This window comes from Cryobacterium sp. TMT1-66-1 (assembly GCF_004403435.1).
Lineage (GTDB): Bacteria > Actinomycetota > Actinomycetes > Actinomycetales > Microbacteriaceae > Cryobacterium > Cryobacterium flavum.
In genome coordinates, this window is sequence record NZ_SOGP01000023.1 from 150,897 (window position 1) to 166,536 (window position 15,640).

Below are 15,640 nucleotides of genomic sequence, written 5' to 3' on the forward strand. Positions count from 1 at the left end.
ACGATGCTCGTTCTGACACGCAAACCGGGGGAAAAGATCCTCATCGGTGACGATATCGTCATCACCGTGCTTGACGCCCGCGGCGACAGTGTGCGCATCGGCATCGACGCACCGCGGGGCGTGAAGATTCAACGCGACGAGGTCGTGCGCGCGGTCAGCGAGGCAAACCTCGCGGCGAGCCACATCGACACCGCCGCCGAAGATCGCATCAAACGATCCCTCGGCGTTCTCGCCGCGCTGCAGTCGGCCCAGTCGGCCCAGTCGCGCCAGGCGCAGCCAGCACCCGCAGTAACACCGGAAGCGCTGATACCGGCCCCAGCACCGAAATCAGCCGAGCCTCGGCCCAAGCCGGCTCTGCCGCACCCGCCGACACACGCCTGAGCGGTCAGCGCAAGCGCAGCATCCGCTTTGACGTGCGTTTGTCGTAGTGCTCACTCGTTGATATGGCCCCGCAGCTCGTCGATCTCTCGGCGCTCGCGCTTGGTCGGGCGCCCGGCGCCGCGGTCGCGCATCGGCACGAGTGCGACCTCTTCGCGGGGCGGTGGCGGGGGAGTCTTGTCGACGTAGCACTCGGCGGCGATCACGGCGCCGACCCGTTTGACCACGAGACGCGACACGATCAGCACCCGGTCGAAACCGTCGCTGCGCACACGAACCTCATCACCGATGTGCAGGGCCTGCGCGGCTTTGGCTTTGTCGCCGTTCACCCGCACGTGCCCGGCGCGGCAGGCGGTTGTGGCCATTGATCGGGTCTTGAACAAGCGCACGCCCCAGCTCCAGCTGTCGACGCGGGCAGAGGTAAGCTCCATCCCTTCACTCTAGCCAACGGGCCGAGTCGAAAATCAGCCGCCCTGCCGCACCCAGAGGATCAGCAGCATGGTCACGACAAAACCGGTGAAGAAATTGAGCCAGAGAAATCGTTTCCAGCCGCGGTTGGCGCTCTCGGACAGCTCGTCACTGACCGACCAGAACGGCAGCGCCGCCAGAATGTAGGGAACGGCCAGCACCGCGGCGAGCGGCCCTGGCCAGGGGATGGCGAGCATCAGCAGACCGGCCAGACCCCAGAAGGTGATCGCGAGGCGCACCGTCGGCCAGGCGCCGAGCGCTGTCGCGATGGACGCGATTCCGGCCTGGCGGTCGGGCTCGACGTCCTGTACGGCACCGAAGGCGTGGCTGGCCATGCCCCACAGAAAGAAGGCGGCGAGCAGGGCCAGCAGCCCGAGGTTCACGGTGGCACCGGCCACGACGAGGCCATAGATGGCGGGGCTGACAAAGTGGGTGCTCGAGGTGATCGAGTCCAGAATGGGCCGTTCCTTGAATCGCAACCCGCGCACCGAGTACGCCACCACAGCGAACAGGCTGACGGCAAGCACGACCCAGGAGAGCGGATGTCCAGCCCCCGCCAACCACACCATCGCACCGCCGACAAGCACACAGCTGAGGACGCCCGCGGCAATCACCGTTCGGTGCAGTGCGGGGTGCAGCAGCGCCCCCTCGGCGCCGCCCTTCCGGGGGTTTCGCAAATCGGACTCGTAATCAAAAACATCGTTGATGCCGTACATCAGCAGGTTGTACGGAATCAGAAAGAACAGCGTGCCCACGATCAGCGTCGCGTCCACACGCCCGGTGGTCACAACGTAGGCGGCGGCAAACGGAAAAGCCGTGTTGATCCAGCTGAGCGGCCGCGACGACTGCACAACCTGCCGGGTCTTCCACCCTGAAGTGCCGAGCTGCTCAGTCATCCGTTTGTCCTAACCTGGTGCCGCCCACCAATGTCCACAGCGCCGGAAGCAGAATCGCCGCGGCGAGCGGGTAGGCAAAATCTTCGATCGGGGCGAGAAGAACGAACAGGCCCGAAATATGCTCCGGGTCATAGCTGAACAATCCAGCCCCAATCATCAGGTTATCGAACAGGGCCGTGAGCAGCAGTGTCAGCAGCAGCGCGGAGGCAACGCGCACGACGAAGCGAGCCGAAATCAACCGGCGCAGGGCGGCCACTGCGGCTACGAGCGCGGCGACGGCGAGAAAGACCGCGTTCAGGAGCAGGTAGGTCACTTGGTAGCCCGCCGGCCCTGAACCAGCCGGGCCCCCTGCACCAGGTTCATGGTGAGGTAGCAGAGAAAAGTGAGAAAGAAGAATTCCTCGAGCGGCAGTTCCGGCGCCAGCTGCACGCCGGTCATCAGCGATGTTTCCCCGCGGTAGAAGATACCCAGGCCGATGCCGGCGAGGTCCCAGCCGAGAAAGAACAGCACACCGATACCGAGCACCAGGGCTGCCCGGCCGGGCGAACGCCAGAAAAACAGCCGAAAACGCCAGTCCAGCACCACCATGCCTCCAAGCGAGACCAGCAGCGTCAGCAGGTACAGAACGCTCACGAGGGCGGCGCAGACTCCGCTGGGGTGTCGGAATATCCTCCGAATCCTCCGAATCCTCCGAATCCTCCGAATCCGCCAGGCACGGCCGGCCGGCCTGGCCGGGCCGGCAGCGGTTCGGGCAGCGGTCCGGTGCTGGTGTCGTGGCGCATCCGCTTGAGTAGAATTTCAGCGCTGATCAGGCACATCGGCAGTCCGATGCCGGGAATCGTGGTGCCGCCAGCGTAATACAGGCCGGAAATCTTCTTCGACATATTCGATCCGCGCATGAAGGCGCTCTGTCGTAGCGTGTGGGCCGGCCCGAGAGCGCCGCCCTTCCAGCTATTCAGGTCGTCGGCGAAGTCGGCCGGGCCGACGGTGCGTCGCACCGTGATGCGGGCGGCGAGGTCGGGGATTCCGGCCCACTGGGCGATCTGCGCGATGGCGGCATCCGCTATCAGCTCGATCGTGACTGAACCGGCACCGTTGATGCCGCCGGCACCGAGGGCCACATCGGCCGGAACGGGCACGAGCACGAACAGGTTGCTGTCGCCGGTCGGTGCGACCGAGGGGTCGGTCGCGCTCGGCATGCAGACGTACAGCGACGCGGGCGACGGCACCGATGTCGTCTTACCGAAGATCTGGCCGAAGTTCTTGCCCCAGTCCGTCGTGAAAAACAGTGAGTGGTGTTGCAGCTGGGGGAGCTCACCGCTCACGCCGAGCATGACCAACACGGCTCCCGGGCCCGACCGGCGTTTCTGCCACCAGCGTTCCGGGTAGGTCTGCAGTGCGGTCGGCACCAATTCGGTTTCGGTGTGGTGCAGGTCGGCGGCCGAGACGACGCTTTCGGAGTCGAGGCTCACCGACTGCCCAGCGGAATCCCGGTAGCTGACCCCGGCGACGGTTTTGTCACCGTTCACCCGAATAGCGGTGACCGTAGCTTCGGTGATCACTCGAACGCCTTCGGATCGGGCTATCGCTGCGATGCTGTCGATCAGCGTGCTGAATCCGCCCTGCGGGTAAAGCACTCCGTCGGCGAGGTCGAGATGACTCATCAGGTGATACATCGACGGCGTGAGGTTGGGCGCCGAACCCAGGAAGACCGCGGGGTACCCGAGAATCTGACGCAGCCGTGCGTCAGTCACGAAGCCCGCGACGAATTTGTCGAGCGGTTGCAGCAGCAGACGCGCCAGTCGACCGAGACGGCGCAGTACGTCGGGCACCAGGAACGGGCGGAACGATTCGTAGCTCGAATACAGAAATCGCTTCACGGCCATGTCATAGGTTTCGGTCGCCGAGTCGAGATACCGATCGAGCGCCCGTCCGGCCCCCGGCTGCACCGATTCAAACAAGCGGATGTTTGCGGCCCGGTCGGCGCGAATATCCACCGGAACAGGGTCACCCTCAAAGAGCACCCGGTAGCCGGGGTCGAGTTTCACGAGGTCGAGCTGCTCGGCCGAGCTGGAGCCGAACAGACGGTAGAAGTGCTCGAACACCTCCGGCATCAGGTACCACGATGGGCCCGTGTCGAAGCGAAATCCTTCGGTCTCCCAGAGGCCGGCCCGGCCGCCGAGTTCGGCGCGGGATTCCAGGAGGGTGACGTCGTGGCCTTCCCTGGCAAGCAGGGCGGCGCTGGCCAGACCGGCGATCCCGCCGCCGATCACGATGGTGCGTGTCATCGCTTCCACGCGCCGCGGCCGATGGTGGAGTTCAGGGCGATCATTAGTTTCTCTCCATCCGGCACCCGCACGCGGGAGCGCAATAACTGGTTGGCCGGGGTCGACCGCAGCCGTCGGGACAGCCGGGTGAACAGGCCCTGTGCGGCGGCGACGGCGCGCCGGCAGCCAGCAGGCAGCAGCGGCAGAACGGCACTGGCAATTGCGAGGTCGGCATCGATGTCGTCGAGGATCACGTTCTTCTGCGCGTCGGTGAGGTGCAGCGGGTCGATCCCCGGAAAATAATTGCGGCCGAGGACCTCGCGATCACAGGACAAGTCGCGCAGAAAATTGATCTTCTGAAAAGCCGCGCCGAGGTGGCGTGCACCGTCTTCGAGCACACTGAGTTCGGAGTCGTTGCGCGGGGACCAGTGCACGAAAGTGCGCAGGCACATGAGCCCGATCACCTCGGCTGAACCGTAAATGTACTCGGCTACGCCCTCAGCGCTGAACGGGGTCGGGTCAAGGTCACGGCGCATCGACGCGAAGAAGGGGGCGATCAGGCTGGAGTCGATTCCGCACTGCCTGGCCGTAGCGGCAAAGGCGTGCACGACCAGATTGGTGCTGTAACCACGCACGATGGCACGTTCGGTTTCTAGTTCGAGTTCGTCCAGCAGCTGCCGCTGTTCCTCTATCCCGACGCCGGCCTCGGTGGCGGCTCCGTCGACGATCTCGTCGGCGATGCGCACGAGGGCATAGATCGTTCGTACCGGGGTGCGCACCCGGGAGTCGAGCAGCCGGGCGGCAAGGCCGAACGACGTGGAATAGTGTCCGATCACCGTCGCGGAACTGGCCCGCGCGGTCTCCGCGTATTTGAGCAGATTCGTGTCGGAGGCCGTTCGAGACGATACTGCTCGCAGCGGCGTCATCAGCGGGCCCGATTCACGGCGGCCTCGGCCAACTCGATCAGGGTTGCCCGCAGCTCGGCGGGAATGATCGCCGGGTCGAGCGTGTCGACTGCCAGTCGAGAATGGTCGTAGGCCAGCCCCTCAGCGGCCGCTTTCGCACCGCAGGCGCGCAGGTGCTCCCGCGCCCGTTCCGCTTCCTCCTCGCTGAGGTCGATCTTGCCGAGATACGGCGCAATCAGCGACCAGCTCTCGGTGCCGCCGGCGTGGGCGATCAGCGCGGTCTGCTTGCCCTCGCGCAGGTCGGCGGTGACGCTCTTGCCGGTCTTGACCGGGTCGCCGAACACCCCGAGCAGATCGTCGGTGAGCTGAAAGGCCACCCCGACGAGACGTCCGTACCGCCCGAGCAGGCGAATCGCCTCGGCCGAGGCTCCGGCCAGCACCGCCCCGGCTTGGAGCGGCGCTTCGAAGGAGTAGACGGCGGTTTTGTTCTCCAGGGTGGTGATGACCTCCTCCACGCTGAGCGGATGCTGCGCCGAACTGTTGGTCACGTCGGCCAATTCCCCGGCGGCCGAGACGAACACCGCCCGGTCGAGCAGGTCGAGCAGCCGCAGCCTGGTGTGCACGTCGACCGGCAGCTTGGCCAGCGCCCGATGCGCCTCACTGAGCGCCAGGTCGCCGGCGAGAATAGCGGCCGCCGCCGCCCAGACCCCGGCCTGGTCGGCAACGGCTCCGTGCGCGAGCGCCCGGTCGTTGAAACGCCCGGCAATGTTGGCGACCCCGCGACGCGCCAGGTCGCGGTCGATGACATCGTCGTGAATCAGAAATGCCGTGTGCAGCAGCTCAAAGCTCACGGCGACCGGTGCTACCAGGGACTGATCACGACCACCGAAACCGGCATAGGCGGCGAGCACGAGCGCGGGGCGCACGCGCTTGCCGCCACTGCTGGCCTGCTCCAGGGAATCCCACAACGCCACATAGTGCTCGCCGTAGTCGCTCGCGCGCAGTCGTGCGGCCGCGAAAAACCGGGTCAGTTCGGTTTCGACGCCCGTCGCGACCGTGTCAAGCACGAAAAGTGTCCAGCTGCTGCACCTGCAGAGCCATCCACGGGCTGAACGCCCACGGGGCATCCGTCACTGCCCGGTACAGGTCTGCGGGGCGGGTCCAGGCGTATTCGGCGACCTCGTCGGGGTTCGGCGTGGGTTCGGCGACGGTCGTGGCCAGATAGACGGGGCAGATCTCGTTCTCGACGATGCCATTACTGTCGGTGGCACGGTACCGAAACTGGGGGAGTGCGAGATCGATGTGGTCGAGCTCGAGCCCGAGTTCAAATCCGGCCCGGCGGGTGACGGCCTGCGTCAGCGGTTCGGTGGGAAGCGGATGCCCACAAAACGAGTTGGTCCAGACACCCGGCCAGGCCTTCTTGGTCAGCGCCCGTCGAGTGACGAGCACTTCGCCGAGCGGATTGAGGACATAACACGAGAACGCCAGGTGCAGGACGGTGTCCGATCCGTGGATGCTGTGCTTCGGCGCGGTACCAATGTGGCGGCCCTCGTCATCGAGGAGGATTACGTGCTCATCAAGGGTATTGGCGGTGTGCACGTGTGCTCCCCTTCTTTTTGTAACCTTAACATGATCGGAAATAACTAACCAAGTTAGCGACTGCCCACGTTACCATGGGGATATGTCCCACGATGAGAGTAACCCCCCAGCGCCCGGGACGTACTGGTACGACCCCAAGAACGCCGGAGTTTCTTCGGCCATGGAGGTTTTGCGTGCCGTGCGCCGGTTTCGCGTGGCCGACGCCGCGATGCGTCAGCGCGCCCAGGCTGAGATGCAGATCAATGAAACAGACCTGATGGCCATCCGTCACCTCATCGCCTGCGAACGCCAAAACCGCGTCGCCAGCCCCAAGGATCTCAGCGAATTCCTGAACATCTCGTCGGCCGCCACCGCGAAGCTCCTCTCCAGGCTCACGGCGTCTGGCCACATTCGCCGGGAGGTGAACCCGGATGACGGTCGGGCCCAGCGTCTGTTCGCTACCTCGTCCTCGCACGAGCAGATGCGGCAGGCGCTGTCGGGAACGCACCAGCAGCTCATGCAGGTCGCCGTGGGGCTCTCCGCCGACCACCAGGCGGCCGTTGTGCATTTTCTCGACGCGATGAGCGCCATCGCCATGATGCCGCACCCGGACACAGTGGCCCGGGAAGCGGCGGCCGCTGCAGCGCCGGGCGGGGAGCCGGCATCCGCTTAAGATGGATCAGTGACTCAACTCTCTGCCACTGCGCCGAAATCTGCCGCCTCCTACGTTGAGGCCCTGCTGGCCTCGTACCCCGATTTTCCCAAGCCTGACATCCTGTTCCGCGACCTCAACCCGGTATTCGCCGACGCGGTCGCTTTTCGCGCAATCATCGACGACCTGGCCGACCAGCACCGAGGCCGATTCGATGCCGTAGCCGGTATCGAGGCTCGCGGTTTTCTGCTGGCGGCCGCAGTTGGGTACGCGGCGAACGTGGCTGTCCTGGCCGTGCGTAAGGGCGGCAAGCTGCCAGGCACCGTGCTGACCGAAGAATACGAGTTGGAATACGGCTCGGCCCGACTCGAACTCGAAATCGGCCAGCTGCCGGCCGGCAGCCGAGTTCTCATCCTTGACGACGTCCTCGCCACGGGTGGCACGATCGCGGCCACGAGCCGTCTCATCGATCGGGCCGGCTACACCCTCACCGGCGTCGGTGTCGTGCTCGAGCTGACCGACCTGCACGGTCGTGAGCGTCTGGGCACCACGGCGGTACACGCGATCATGTCGATCTAGGTCAGCTGAGCCAAATTTCGTACGAACCTCAGGGCTGCGTGGGGCATGCTTGGAGCATGACTGAGAGTTCGGGTGTCGATGCGAGCGTCGCGCGCGGGGCGGCCGTTCCGCCGGTCGGCCCGGGCCGGGACAGCGGCGACGCCTGGGTTCACGCTCCCGATGGTCGCAAATTCTGGGGCCGATTCGGTGCGGCCGGACTCCTCGTTCATCATCCGCGCCTCGGAGTGTTGCTGCAGCATCGCGCCGTCTGGAGTCATTTCGGCGATACGTGGGGGCTTCCGGGTGGAGCTCGCCACGAGAACGAAAGTGCGATCGACGCCGCCCTGCGCGAAGCAAGGGAAGAGGCCGGCGTGCCAGCGCACCTGGTGCAGGTCAAATTCACGTCCCTATTCGACCTCGGATTCTGGTCGTACACGACCGTCGTCGTGGAGGCGACCGAGGAGTTCGAACCGGTGATCAGCGACCAGGAGAGCATTGCCCTGCGCTGGGTTCCGGCTGGTTCCGTTGATCTACTCGCCCTTCATCCCGGTTTCGCTGCCAGCTGGCCCACGCTGCGGGGGCGGCTGGATTGAAATCTGGCCCCACTCGATAGACTCTTTCTCGTGACGACGGCAGTGAACGGGGTGGTGAGCGATCGGGTGCTCACCCTGCCCAACGTGCTGAGCCTGCTGCGGCTGGTACTGGTGCCGGTTTTTCTCGTACTCCTCGCCCAGGGAGAGGATGCCTGGGCTTTGGTCGTGCTCAGCATCTCCAGTTTCACCGACTGGCTCGACGGGTTTCTCGCGCGGCGCTGGAACCAGATCACCCGCCTCGGCCAACTGCTGGACCCGGCCGCCGATCGCCTCTATATCTTTGCGGCTCTGATCGGACTCGCCTGGCGCGATCTGGTCCCGTGGTGGATTGTGCTGGTCATCGTGGGGCGTGACGTCTTTCTGCTGGCCTTGGGCGTCATCCTCGCAAACTATGGGTTTGGCCCGCTGCCGGTGCACCACCTCGGCAAGGTGGCGACCTTCTGCCTGTTCTACGCCCTGCCGATGATCATGCTCGGACAGGCCTTTCCTGCACTGGAATGGTGGTCGCAGCCGATGGGCTGGGCGTTCGGTCTCTGGGGCGCTTTTCTGTACTGGTGGGCCGGCATTATTTATGCCATTGAAACGATGCGAGTGATTCGGCTGCCAAGGGTCGCCCCGGGTGTATCTTCCGATACGCTGGAACGATAGGAGGTGCATGATGGTCGATCTAGCCGGAAAGAATAATTCCGAGGAGCAGAACGAGGCCGTGCCCACAGATCAGCCCGAAAACCCGACGACAGGCGAAGCAATGCCCAGCAAGGCGCAGTCCACCCCAGCATCCTCTACTCCTGGCTCCACCGGTGTCGAGACGCCCGGCGCATCGACCACGGTGCACGACATGCTCAGCACCGACACGACGATGAATTTCAGCCAGGAGTTCGCCGCCCAGATCGCGTCGATCAACTCGAACGTCACGGCCGAGGAGCAGGAATCCATCGCCGCTCTGCCCTCCGGGTCGGCGCTCATGGTCGTTCGTCGCGGACCCAATGCCGGTGCCCGTTTTCTGCTGGACGCCGATCTCACGAGCGTCGGTCGCCACCCGAACGCCGACATCTTTCTCGACGACGTCACGGTCTCGCGTCGGCACGCCGAGTTCCTGCGTAACGGCACAACCTTCACGGTGAAAGACCTCGGCTCGCTCAACGGCACGTACTTCGATGGTGAGCGCATCGAAACCGCTGCTCTGACCGACGGCGCCGAGGTGCAGGTCGGCAAGTTTCGTCTCACCTTCTACGCGTCGCGCCTCGACCTCGCCCGCGCGGCGAGCGAGTAGTGGCGGCAAACTCCGCCCAGGCTCGTTCCGTGTCTGTGTCGGAAGCTCAAGGGCAAGCTCCGGGATCAGCGCCGCTGCTGAGTATCGGCCAGGTCCTGGCACGCCTCACCCCGGAATTCACCGAACTGACTCCGTCGAAGCTGCGCTTTCTCGAGGAACAGGGCCTCGTCGCCCCGGCCCGCACGGAATCCGGTTACCGCAAGTTCTGCACCAGCGACGTCGATCGCCTGCGACTGATCCTGTCGATGCAGCGCTATCAGTACCTTCCCTTGAAGGTCATCCGCTCCTATCTGGATGATCTGGATGCCGGGCTGTCGCCGGTCTTGCCTGGCGGAACCACCCCCGGAGCGTCGATGCTCGGCACGTCGCGTCGTCTCACCCGCGACGAACTGCTGCGCGAAGCCGGGGCATCCGCCACGCTCCTGCACGATGCTGTCTCCGCGTCGATCATTCTGCCCGCCGAACACTACGGCGACAGCGTGCTGCACGTGCTGCGGGCCCTCGTCGAGCTGCAACGCAGTGGAATCGAACCGCGGCACCTCCGAGGCTTTCGCGGTGCGGCGGAACGCGAACTCGGCCTCATCGAAAGTGCGCTCGTGCCGCTCGCCCGGCGTAAAGACGCCTCCAGCCGGGCGAAGGCAGCTGAAATGGCGGTCGAAATCGCCGGGCAACTCGAGGTCATTCGAGGCAGCCTGATTCGCTCCGCACTGGGCCGACTGACCAACTAGGTCGTAGACTGATTCAGGTTCAAGAGACACCGTCGTCGATTTGATCCGGTCGCTTCCTGGCGGGGCCGCCTGCACTCGACCGACACGCCAAATCGGTCACGCGAATGTCATGCTGCGAGGCACCTCACCTCGGTACCGTAGGTAGAGCGATCCACAGCAGGACATCGTCATAACATCAGTATTCCGTTCACGTCCGCACCACAGATAATTCCGCAACACAGTGGCTTTACGCTCGCTTCATCGCAGCTGCAGGTCACGGCACCGCGTAACCCCCGAGAGGCAACCCATATGAGTGAGCTCAAGCCTGACGCTGACGCTTCGCGTTACTCGTTAGGACTGCTGTTCACCGATGGCATGCCCGAGCTTGATGAAAACTCCGGCTACCGCGGCGCTGTCGCCGCGCGTGCGGCCGGCATCAGCTACCGTCAGCTCGACTACTGGGCCCGCACCGGCCTGGTCGAACCCACGGTGCGTGGCGCGGCCGGTTCTGGTTCCCAGCGCCTCTACGGCTTTCGCGACATCCTCGTGCTCAAGCTTGTCAAACGTCTGCTCGACACCGGCATCTCTCTGCAACAGATTCGCACCGCGGTCAACCAGCTGCGCGAGTCGGGAATCAGCGACCTCGCCCAGACCACGCTCATGAGCGACGGCGCGAGCGTCTACCTGTGCACCTCCAACGATGAGGTCATCGACCTGGTCAGCCGCGGCCAGGGCGTCTTCGGGATCGCCGTGGGCAAAGTTCTCCGCGAGGTCGAGACTAGCCTGGTCGAACTCGACATGCATCCGGTCGACCCCGCCGACGAGCTCGCCGCCCGTCGTTCCACCCGCAAAATCTCCTAGCGTCCGCTTTTCGGTCCGAGGTGCCCGCCATTCGCGTGTGCGGGACTTGCGCCGCTGCGCGCGAGGCGAAACTGGGGCGTATTGGCGTAAGTCCCGCGCTCCGCGGTGCGCTGGGATTCTGGCCAGGCTGCATCTGCGCAGAAGCCCAAGCTCGATTTAGCGACCTCGCAGAAGCCTAGGTTCGAACTAGACCGCAGGGGCCTCGGCGTACTCGCCGATGCGCGCCGTGCGCAGCACCCGGTCGAGCAACTGGTCGAAGTAGCCCGCCATCTCGAGCGCACTGTCGCCCGGCCAGATGTGCAGCGGCTTCGCGGCGCCCTGCGCCTGCTGCAGCGACGTACGCTCCGGCAGTTGCGGGCTGAGCACGAGCGGCCCAAACATGTCGCGCAACTCCTTGATGCGAAACTGGTGCTCGAGCGACGCCATGCGGGCCCGGTTCACAATGATGCCGAGCGGCTGCAGGCGCGGGCTGAGGCCTCGACGAATTTCTTCGATCGCGCGCAGCGCACGGTCTGCTGCAGCAACCGAGAACAGGCCGGGCTCTGTAACGACCGCGACGCGGTCGCTCGCGGCCCACGCGGTGCGGGTGAGGGCGTTGAGCGACGGTGCACAGTCGATGAGCACGAGCTCATAGTCTTTCTCGATCGTCGAGAGCGCTTCCTCGAGTTTCCAGATATCGCGGATGCTCGGGTGCGGCCCGTCAAAGTTGATCGCCGACGGGCTGCCGATCATGACGTCGATCGTGCCGGAACGGTTGCGGGTCCAGCCGCTCGGGGCAATAGCCGCGCGCACCGTCTTTTCCTTGGGTGAGCCGAGAACATCGGCAACGTTGAGGTGACCGGCTACCTGGATATCCATACCGGTTGACACGTCAGACTGCGGATCGAGATCCACAACGAGTGTGCGCACGCCGCGGGCGAAGGCAGCAGAAGCCAGACCAAGGGTCACAGTGGTCTTGCCGACACCACCCTTGAGGGAACTTACGCTGAGTACGTGCATGAGTAGCAAGGTTACCTTCACTAGGGTTAGAGAACCTAACCGTTAGCTGTGCGCCCCGTACGCCCTCGAAAGGCTTGCATGTTTGAGAAAATCCTTGTTGCCAACCGCGGAGAGATCGCGATCCGTGCCATGCGTGCGGCTTACGAGCTCGGAGCCAAGACTGTGGCGGTGTTTCCATTCGAGGATCGTAACTCGTTGCACCGTCTGAAAGCCGACGAGGCGTACCAGATTGGTGAGACCGGGCATCCGGTTCGTGCGTATCTCGACGTGAGTGAAATCATCCGGGTGGCCAAGGAATGTGGCGCTGACGCCATCTACCCCGGCTACGGTTTTCTGTCGGAGAACCCCGAGCTCGCCGATGCGTGCGCCCAGGCCGGCATCACCTTCATCGGCCCCGGCGCCGACGTGCTCGAAATGGCCGGCAATAAGGTCACCGCGAAAGAGCACGCCATTGCGGCCGGCGTTCCGGTGTTGAAATCGACGCAGCCATCGACCGACGTCGAACTGCTCATTAGCCAGGCCGATGAAATTGGCTTCCCCATCTTTGCCAAGGCCGTCGCCGGCGGTGGCGGGCGCGGCATGCGCCGCGTCGCCAAGAAGAGCGAGCTGCGCGGCGCCCTCGAAGAAGCCATGCGCGAGGCGAACAGCGCCTTCGGCGACGCCACGATGTTCCTCGAGGCCGCAGTGCTGCGCCCCCGTCACATCGAAGTGCAGATTCTGGCGGATGCCGCCGGTGAGACGGTGCATCTGTTCGAGCGCGACTGCTCGGTGCAGCGTCGCCACCAGAAGGTCATCGAGATCGCTCCGGCGCCGAACCTGAGCGATGAGATCCGGGTGCAGCTCTACGCCGACGCCATCAAGTTCGCCCGCTCGATCGGGTATGTCAACGCCGGCACCGTGGAGTTCCTGCTCGACACCGTCGGCGAACGCGCCGGCCAGCACGTGTTCATCGAAATGAACCCGCGCATCCAGGTGGAGCACACCGTGACCGAAGAGGTCACCGATGTCGACCTCGTACAGGCGCAGATCCGCATCGCGGCGGGGGAGACCCTGGCCGAGATCGGCCTCACGCAGGGCGAGATCCGCCTGCGCGGCGCGGCACTGCAGTGCCGCATCACCACCGAGGACCCCGCGGCCGGGTTCCGCCCGGACACCGGCAAGATCACCACCTACCGGTCACCCGGCGGCGCCGGCATCCGCTTGGATGGTGGCACGGTCAACACGGGCGCGCAGATCAGCCCGCACTTCGACTCGATGCTCGCCAAGCTCACCTGCCGCGGCCGTGACTATGCAGCCGCCGTGGTGCGGTCCAAGCGTGCGCTGGCCGAATTCCGTATCCGCGGCGTCTCCACCAACATCTCTTTTCTGCAGGCAGTGCTCGACGACCCCGACTTCGCCGCCGGCGACCTGAGCACCTCGTTCATCGACGAACGCCCCGAGCTGCTGCGCGGCCGCGAATCCAAGGACCGCGGCACCAAGATTCTCAATTGGCTTGCCGAGGTCACGGTCAACCAGCCCAACGGCGTGCCGCCGACCACGGTGCACCCGCGCGACAAGCTGCCGCAGCTCGACATCACGACCCCGGCCCCCGACGGCTCCCGCCAGAAGCTGCAGCTGCTCGGCCCGACCAAATTCGCCGCCGATCTTCGGGCCCAAACCGCTCTGGCCGTCACCGACACGACGTTCCGGGATGCCCACCAGTCGCTGCTGGCGACCCGGGTGCGTACCAAAGATCTCGTGGCCGTGGCACCGTATGTGGCCCGGCTGACCCCGCAGCTGCTCTCGGTCGAGGGCTGGGGCGGCGCTACCTACGACGTGGCGCTGCGTTTTCTCGGCGAAGACCCGTGGGAACGCCTCGCCGCCCTGCGGGAAGCCCTGCCGAACATCAACCTGCAGATGCTGCTGCGCGGCCGCAACACGGTGGGCTACACCCCGTACCCGACCGAGGTGACCGACGCGTTCGTGCGAGAGGCCACGGACACCGGCGTGGACATCTTTCGCATCTTCGACGCCCTCAACGATGTGTCACAGATGCGCCCGGCTATCGACGCGGTGCTGAACACCGGTACCGCCCTGGCCGAGGTTGCCGTCTGCTACACCGGCGACCTGCTCGACCCGGCCGAGAACCTCTACACCCTCGACTATTACCTGCGCCTGGCCGACCAGATCGTCGAAAGCGGCGCCCACGTCATCGGCATCAAGGATATGGCCGGGCTGCTCCGCCCGAGCGCCGCCGAGAAGCTCGTTAGCGCGTTCCGCGAACGCTTTGACCTTCCGGTGCACGTGCACACCCACGACACTCCGGGCGGCCAGCTGGCCACCCTGCTGGCGGCCGCCCGTGCGGGCGCCGACGCCGTGGACGTGGCCTCGGCTCCGATGGCCGGCACGACCAGCCAGCCGTCGGCATCCTCACTGGTGGCGGCCCTCGCTCACACCGAACGGGACACCGGCATTTCGCTCAAGGCCACGACCGACCTCGAACCGTACTGGGAGGCCGTGCGCACCCTGTACACGCCGTTCGAATCGGGCCTCTCCGCCCCGACCGGCCGGGTCTACTCGCACGAGATCCCGGGCGGGCAGCTCTCCAACCTGCGCACCCAGGCCGTCGCGCTCGGCTTGGCCGACCACTTCGAACTAATTGAAGACATGTACACCGCCGCGAACACTATCCTCGGCCGCGTGCCCAAGGTGACCCCGTCTTCGAAGGTGGTCGGCGACCTCGCCCTCTACCTCGCCGCGGTGAAGGCCGACCCGGCCGACTTCGAGGCGAACCCTGACAAGTACGATGTGCCCGACTCCGTCATCGGATTCATGGCTGGCGAGCTCGGCGAACTGCCCGGCGGCTGGCCGGAGCCGTTCCGCACCAAGGTGCTCGCGGGCCGCGACGTACGCGTTGGTGTCACCGAGATCACCGCGGGGGAGCGCACCGCCCTCGGCGCATCGAGTGCCGAACGTCGCGCGATGCTCAACCAGCTGTTGTTCCCGGCGCCGACCCGCCAGTTCGAACAGGTCAAGGAAAGCTACGGTGACCTGTCCGTCATCGATACCGTCGATTATCTCTATGGCCTGCAGCAGGGTCAGGAACACGCCGTCGAAATCGCTAAGGGCGTGCGACTCTACGTGGGCCTGGAAGCCATCGGTGAAGCCGACGACAAGGGTATGCGCACCGTCATGACCATCCTCAACGGCCAGCTGCGCCCGGTGTTCGTGCGCGACACGAGCATCACGGTGCAGACCAAGATCGCCGAAAAAGCGGATGCCAACCAGCCCGGTCAGATCGCCGCACCCTTCTCCGGCGTGGTCACCCTGCAGGTCGAGGAAGGCGCTCACGTTGAAGCCGGCCAAAGCGTCGCGTCGATCGAAGCCATGAAAATGGAAGCGGCGATCACCACCTCGATCGCCGGAACCATCGAACGTGTCGCCATCCCGCTCACCCAGCAGGTCGATGCGGGCGATCTGCTCGTGGTTGTGCGTCCGCGCTAAGATTAGGGCCGTTATCGACCAG

18 protein-coding genes are annotated in these 15,640 nt (G+C 65.2%); 9 read left to right on the forward strand and 9 right to left on the reverse strand.

All coding sequences use genetic code 11. The features are described 5' to 3' along the window. Positions 1-3 precede the first annotated feature (3 nt). Positions 4-381, forward strand: a complete 378-nt coding sequence (gene csrA / locus E3T29_RS20780; protein WP_134346710.1) for a carbon storage regulator CsrA — start codon at positions 4-6, stop codon at positions 379-381. 50 nt (positions 382-431) lie between these two features. On the opposite strand, the gene E3T29_RS16995 is transcribed toward csrA, so the two are convergent. From E3T29_RS16995 to idi, 8 genes are read right to left on the reverse strand one after another with little or no spacing between them, the layout of a single operon-like run. After that, positions 432-809 carry an RNA-binding S4 domain-containing protein gene (locus E3T29_RS16995; protein ID WP_134346711.1) on the reverse strand — a complete coding sequence of 126 codons (378 nt, stop codon included), beginning with the start codon at positions 807-809 and terminating at the stop codon, positions 432-434. Positions 810-842: 33 nt separating this feature from the next. Beyond that, positions 843-1,742, reverse strand: coding sequence for a prenyltransferase (locus E3T29_RS17000; RefSeq protein ID WP_134346712.1), 900 nt, complete (start codon positions 1,740-1,742; stop codon positions 843-845). Further along, positions 1,735-2,055, reverse strand: coding sequence for a lycopene cyclase domain-containing protein (locus tag E3T29_RS17005; RefSeq protein ID WP_134346713.1), 321 nt, complete (start codon positions 2,053-2,055; stop codon positions 1,735-1,737). Before E3T29_RS17005 ends, E3T29_RS17000 begins: the two co-directional genes overlap by 8 nt. Then, positions 2,052-2,375 carry a lycopene cyclase domain-containing protein gene (locus E3T29_RS17010; RefSeq protein WP_092339736.1) on the reverse strand — a complete coding sequence of 108 codons (324 nt, stop codon included), beginning with the start codon at positions 2,373-2,375 and terminating at the stop codon, positions 2,052-2,054. Before E3T29_RS17010 ends, E3T29_RS17005 begins: the two co-directional genes overlap by 4 nt. Further along, entirely contained in the window at positions 2,372-4,030 is a 1,659-nt protein-coding gene (gene crtI / locus E3T29_RS17015) for a phytoene desaturase family protein (RefSeq protein ID WP_134346714.1), read from the reverse strand. The genes E3T29_RS17010 and crtI overlap by 4 nt, the downstream gene beginning before the upstream one ends. Then, positions 4,027-4,935 carry a squalene/phytoene synthase family protein gene (locus E3T29_RS17020; RefSeq protein ID WP_134346715.1) on the reverse strand — a complete coding sequence of 303 codons (909 nt, stop codon included), beginning with the start codon at positions 4,933-4,935 and terminating at the stop codon, positions 4,027-4,029. The genes crtI and E3T29_RS17020 overlap by 4 nt, the downstream gene beginning before the upstream one ends. Further along, positions 4,935-5,981, reverse strand: coding sequence for a polyprenyl synthetase family protein (locus tag E3T29_RS17025; RefSeq protein WP_166789847.1), 1,047 nt, complete (start codon positions 5,979-5,981; stop codon positions 4,935-4,937). Before E3T29_RS17025 ends, E3T29_RS17020 begins: the two co-directional genes overlap by 1 nt. Next, positions 5,974-6,513: an isopentenyl-diphosphate Delta-isomerase gene (idi, locus tag E3T29_RS17030; RefSeq protein WP_134346717.1), complete on the reverse strand. Its 540-nt coding sequence runs from the start codon at positions 6,511-6,513 to the stop codon at positions 5,974-5,976. The genes E3T29_RS17025 and idi overlap by 8 nt, the downstream gene beginning before the upstream one ends. 82 nt (positions 6,514-6,595) lie before the next feature. Here idi and E3T29_RS17035 point away from each other — a divergent pair, with 82 nt between their 5' ends. From E3T29_RS17035 to E3T29_RS17065, 7 genes are all read left to right on the forward strand, one after another. Next, positions 6,596-7,165, forward strand: a complete 570-nt coding sequence (locus E3T29_RS17035) for a MarR family winged helix-turn-helix transcriptional regulator (protein WP_134346718.1) — start codon at positions 6,596-6,598, stop codon at positions 7,163-7,165. Between the two features lie 9 nt (positions 7,166-7,174). After that, the gene (locus E3T29_RS17040; protein WP_092339742.1) at positions 7,175-7,723 is read left to right on the forward strand and encodes an adenine phosphoribosyltransferase; all 549 of its coding nucleotides are present in this window, start codon (positions 7,175-7,177) and stop codon (positions 7,721-7,723) included. A gap of 56 nt (positions 7,724-7,779) precedes the next feature. Continuing rightward, the gene (locus tag E3T29_RS17045) at positions 7,780-8,295 is read left to right on the forward strand and encodes an NUDIX domain-containing protein (protein WP_092339743.1); all 516 of its coding nucleotides are present in this window, start codon (positions 7,780-7,782) and stop codon (positions 8,293-8,295) included. 30 nt (positions 8,296-8,325) lie between these two features. After that, the gene (locus E3T29_RS17050; protein ID WP_233197507.1) at positions 8,326-8,943 is read left to right on the forward strand and encodes a CDP-alcohol phosphatidyltransferase family protein; all 618 of its coding nucleotides are present in this window, start codon (positions 8,326-8,328) and stop codon (positions 8,941-8,943) included. Positions 8,944-9,133: 190 nt separating this feature from the next. After that, positions 9,134-9,568: an FHA domain-containing protein gene (locus E3T29_RS17055; RefSeq protein ID WP_092339870.1), complete on the forward strand. Its 435-nt coding sequence runs from the start codon at positions 9,134-9,136 to the stop codon at positions 9,566-9,568. Between the two features lie 29 nt (positions 9,569-9,597). Further along, the gene (locus E3T29_RS17060; protein WP_369827364.1) at positions 9,598-10,296 is read left to right on the forward strand and encodes a MerR family transcriptional regulator; all 699 of its coding nucleotides are present in this window, start codon (positions 9,598-9,600) and stop codon (positions 10,294-10,296) included. A 288-nt stretch (positions 10,297-10,584) separates the two neighbouring features. Then, positions 10,585-11,136 carry a MerR family transcriptional regulator gene (locus E3T29_RS17065; protein WP_092339744.1) on the forward strand — a complete coding sequence of 184 codons (552 nt, stop codon included), beginning with the start codon at positions 10,585-10,587 and terminating at the stop codon, positions 11,134-11,136. A gap of 186 nt (positions 11,137-11,322) precedes the next feature. Here the strand turns inward: E3T29_RS17065 and E3T29_RS17070 are convergent, their stop codons facing one another. Continuing rightward, positions 11,323-12,135: a ParA family protein gene (locus E3T29_RS17070; protein WP_134346942.1), complete on the reverse strand. Its 813-nt coding sequence runs from the start codon at positions 12,133-12,135 to the stop codon at positions 11,323-11,325. A 78-nt stretch (positions 12,136-12,213) separates the two neighbouring features. On the opposite strand from E3T29_RS17070, the gene E3T29_RS17075 reads away from it, so the two are divergent. Next, positions 12,214-15,618 carry a pyruvate carboxylase gene (locus tag E3T29_RS17075; RefSeq protein ID WP_134346719.1) on the forward strand — a complete coding sequence of 1,135 codons (3,405 nt, stop codon included), beginning with the start codon at positions 12,214-12,216 and terminating at the stop codon, positions 15,616-15,618. Positions 15,619-15,640: the final 22 nt, after the last annotated feature.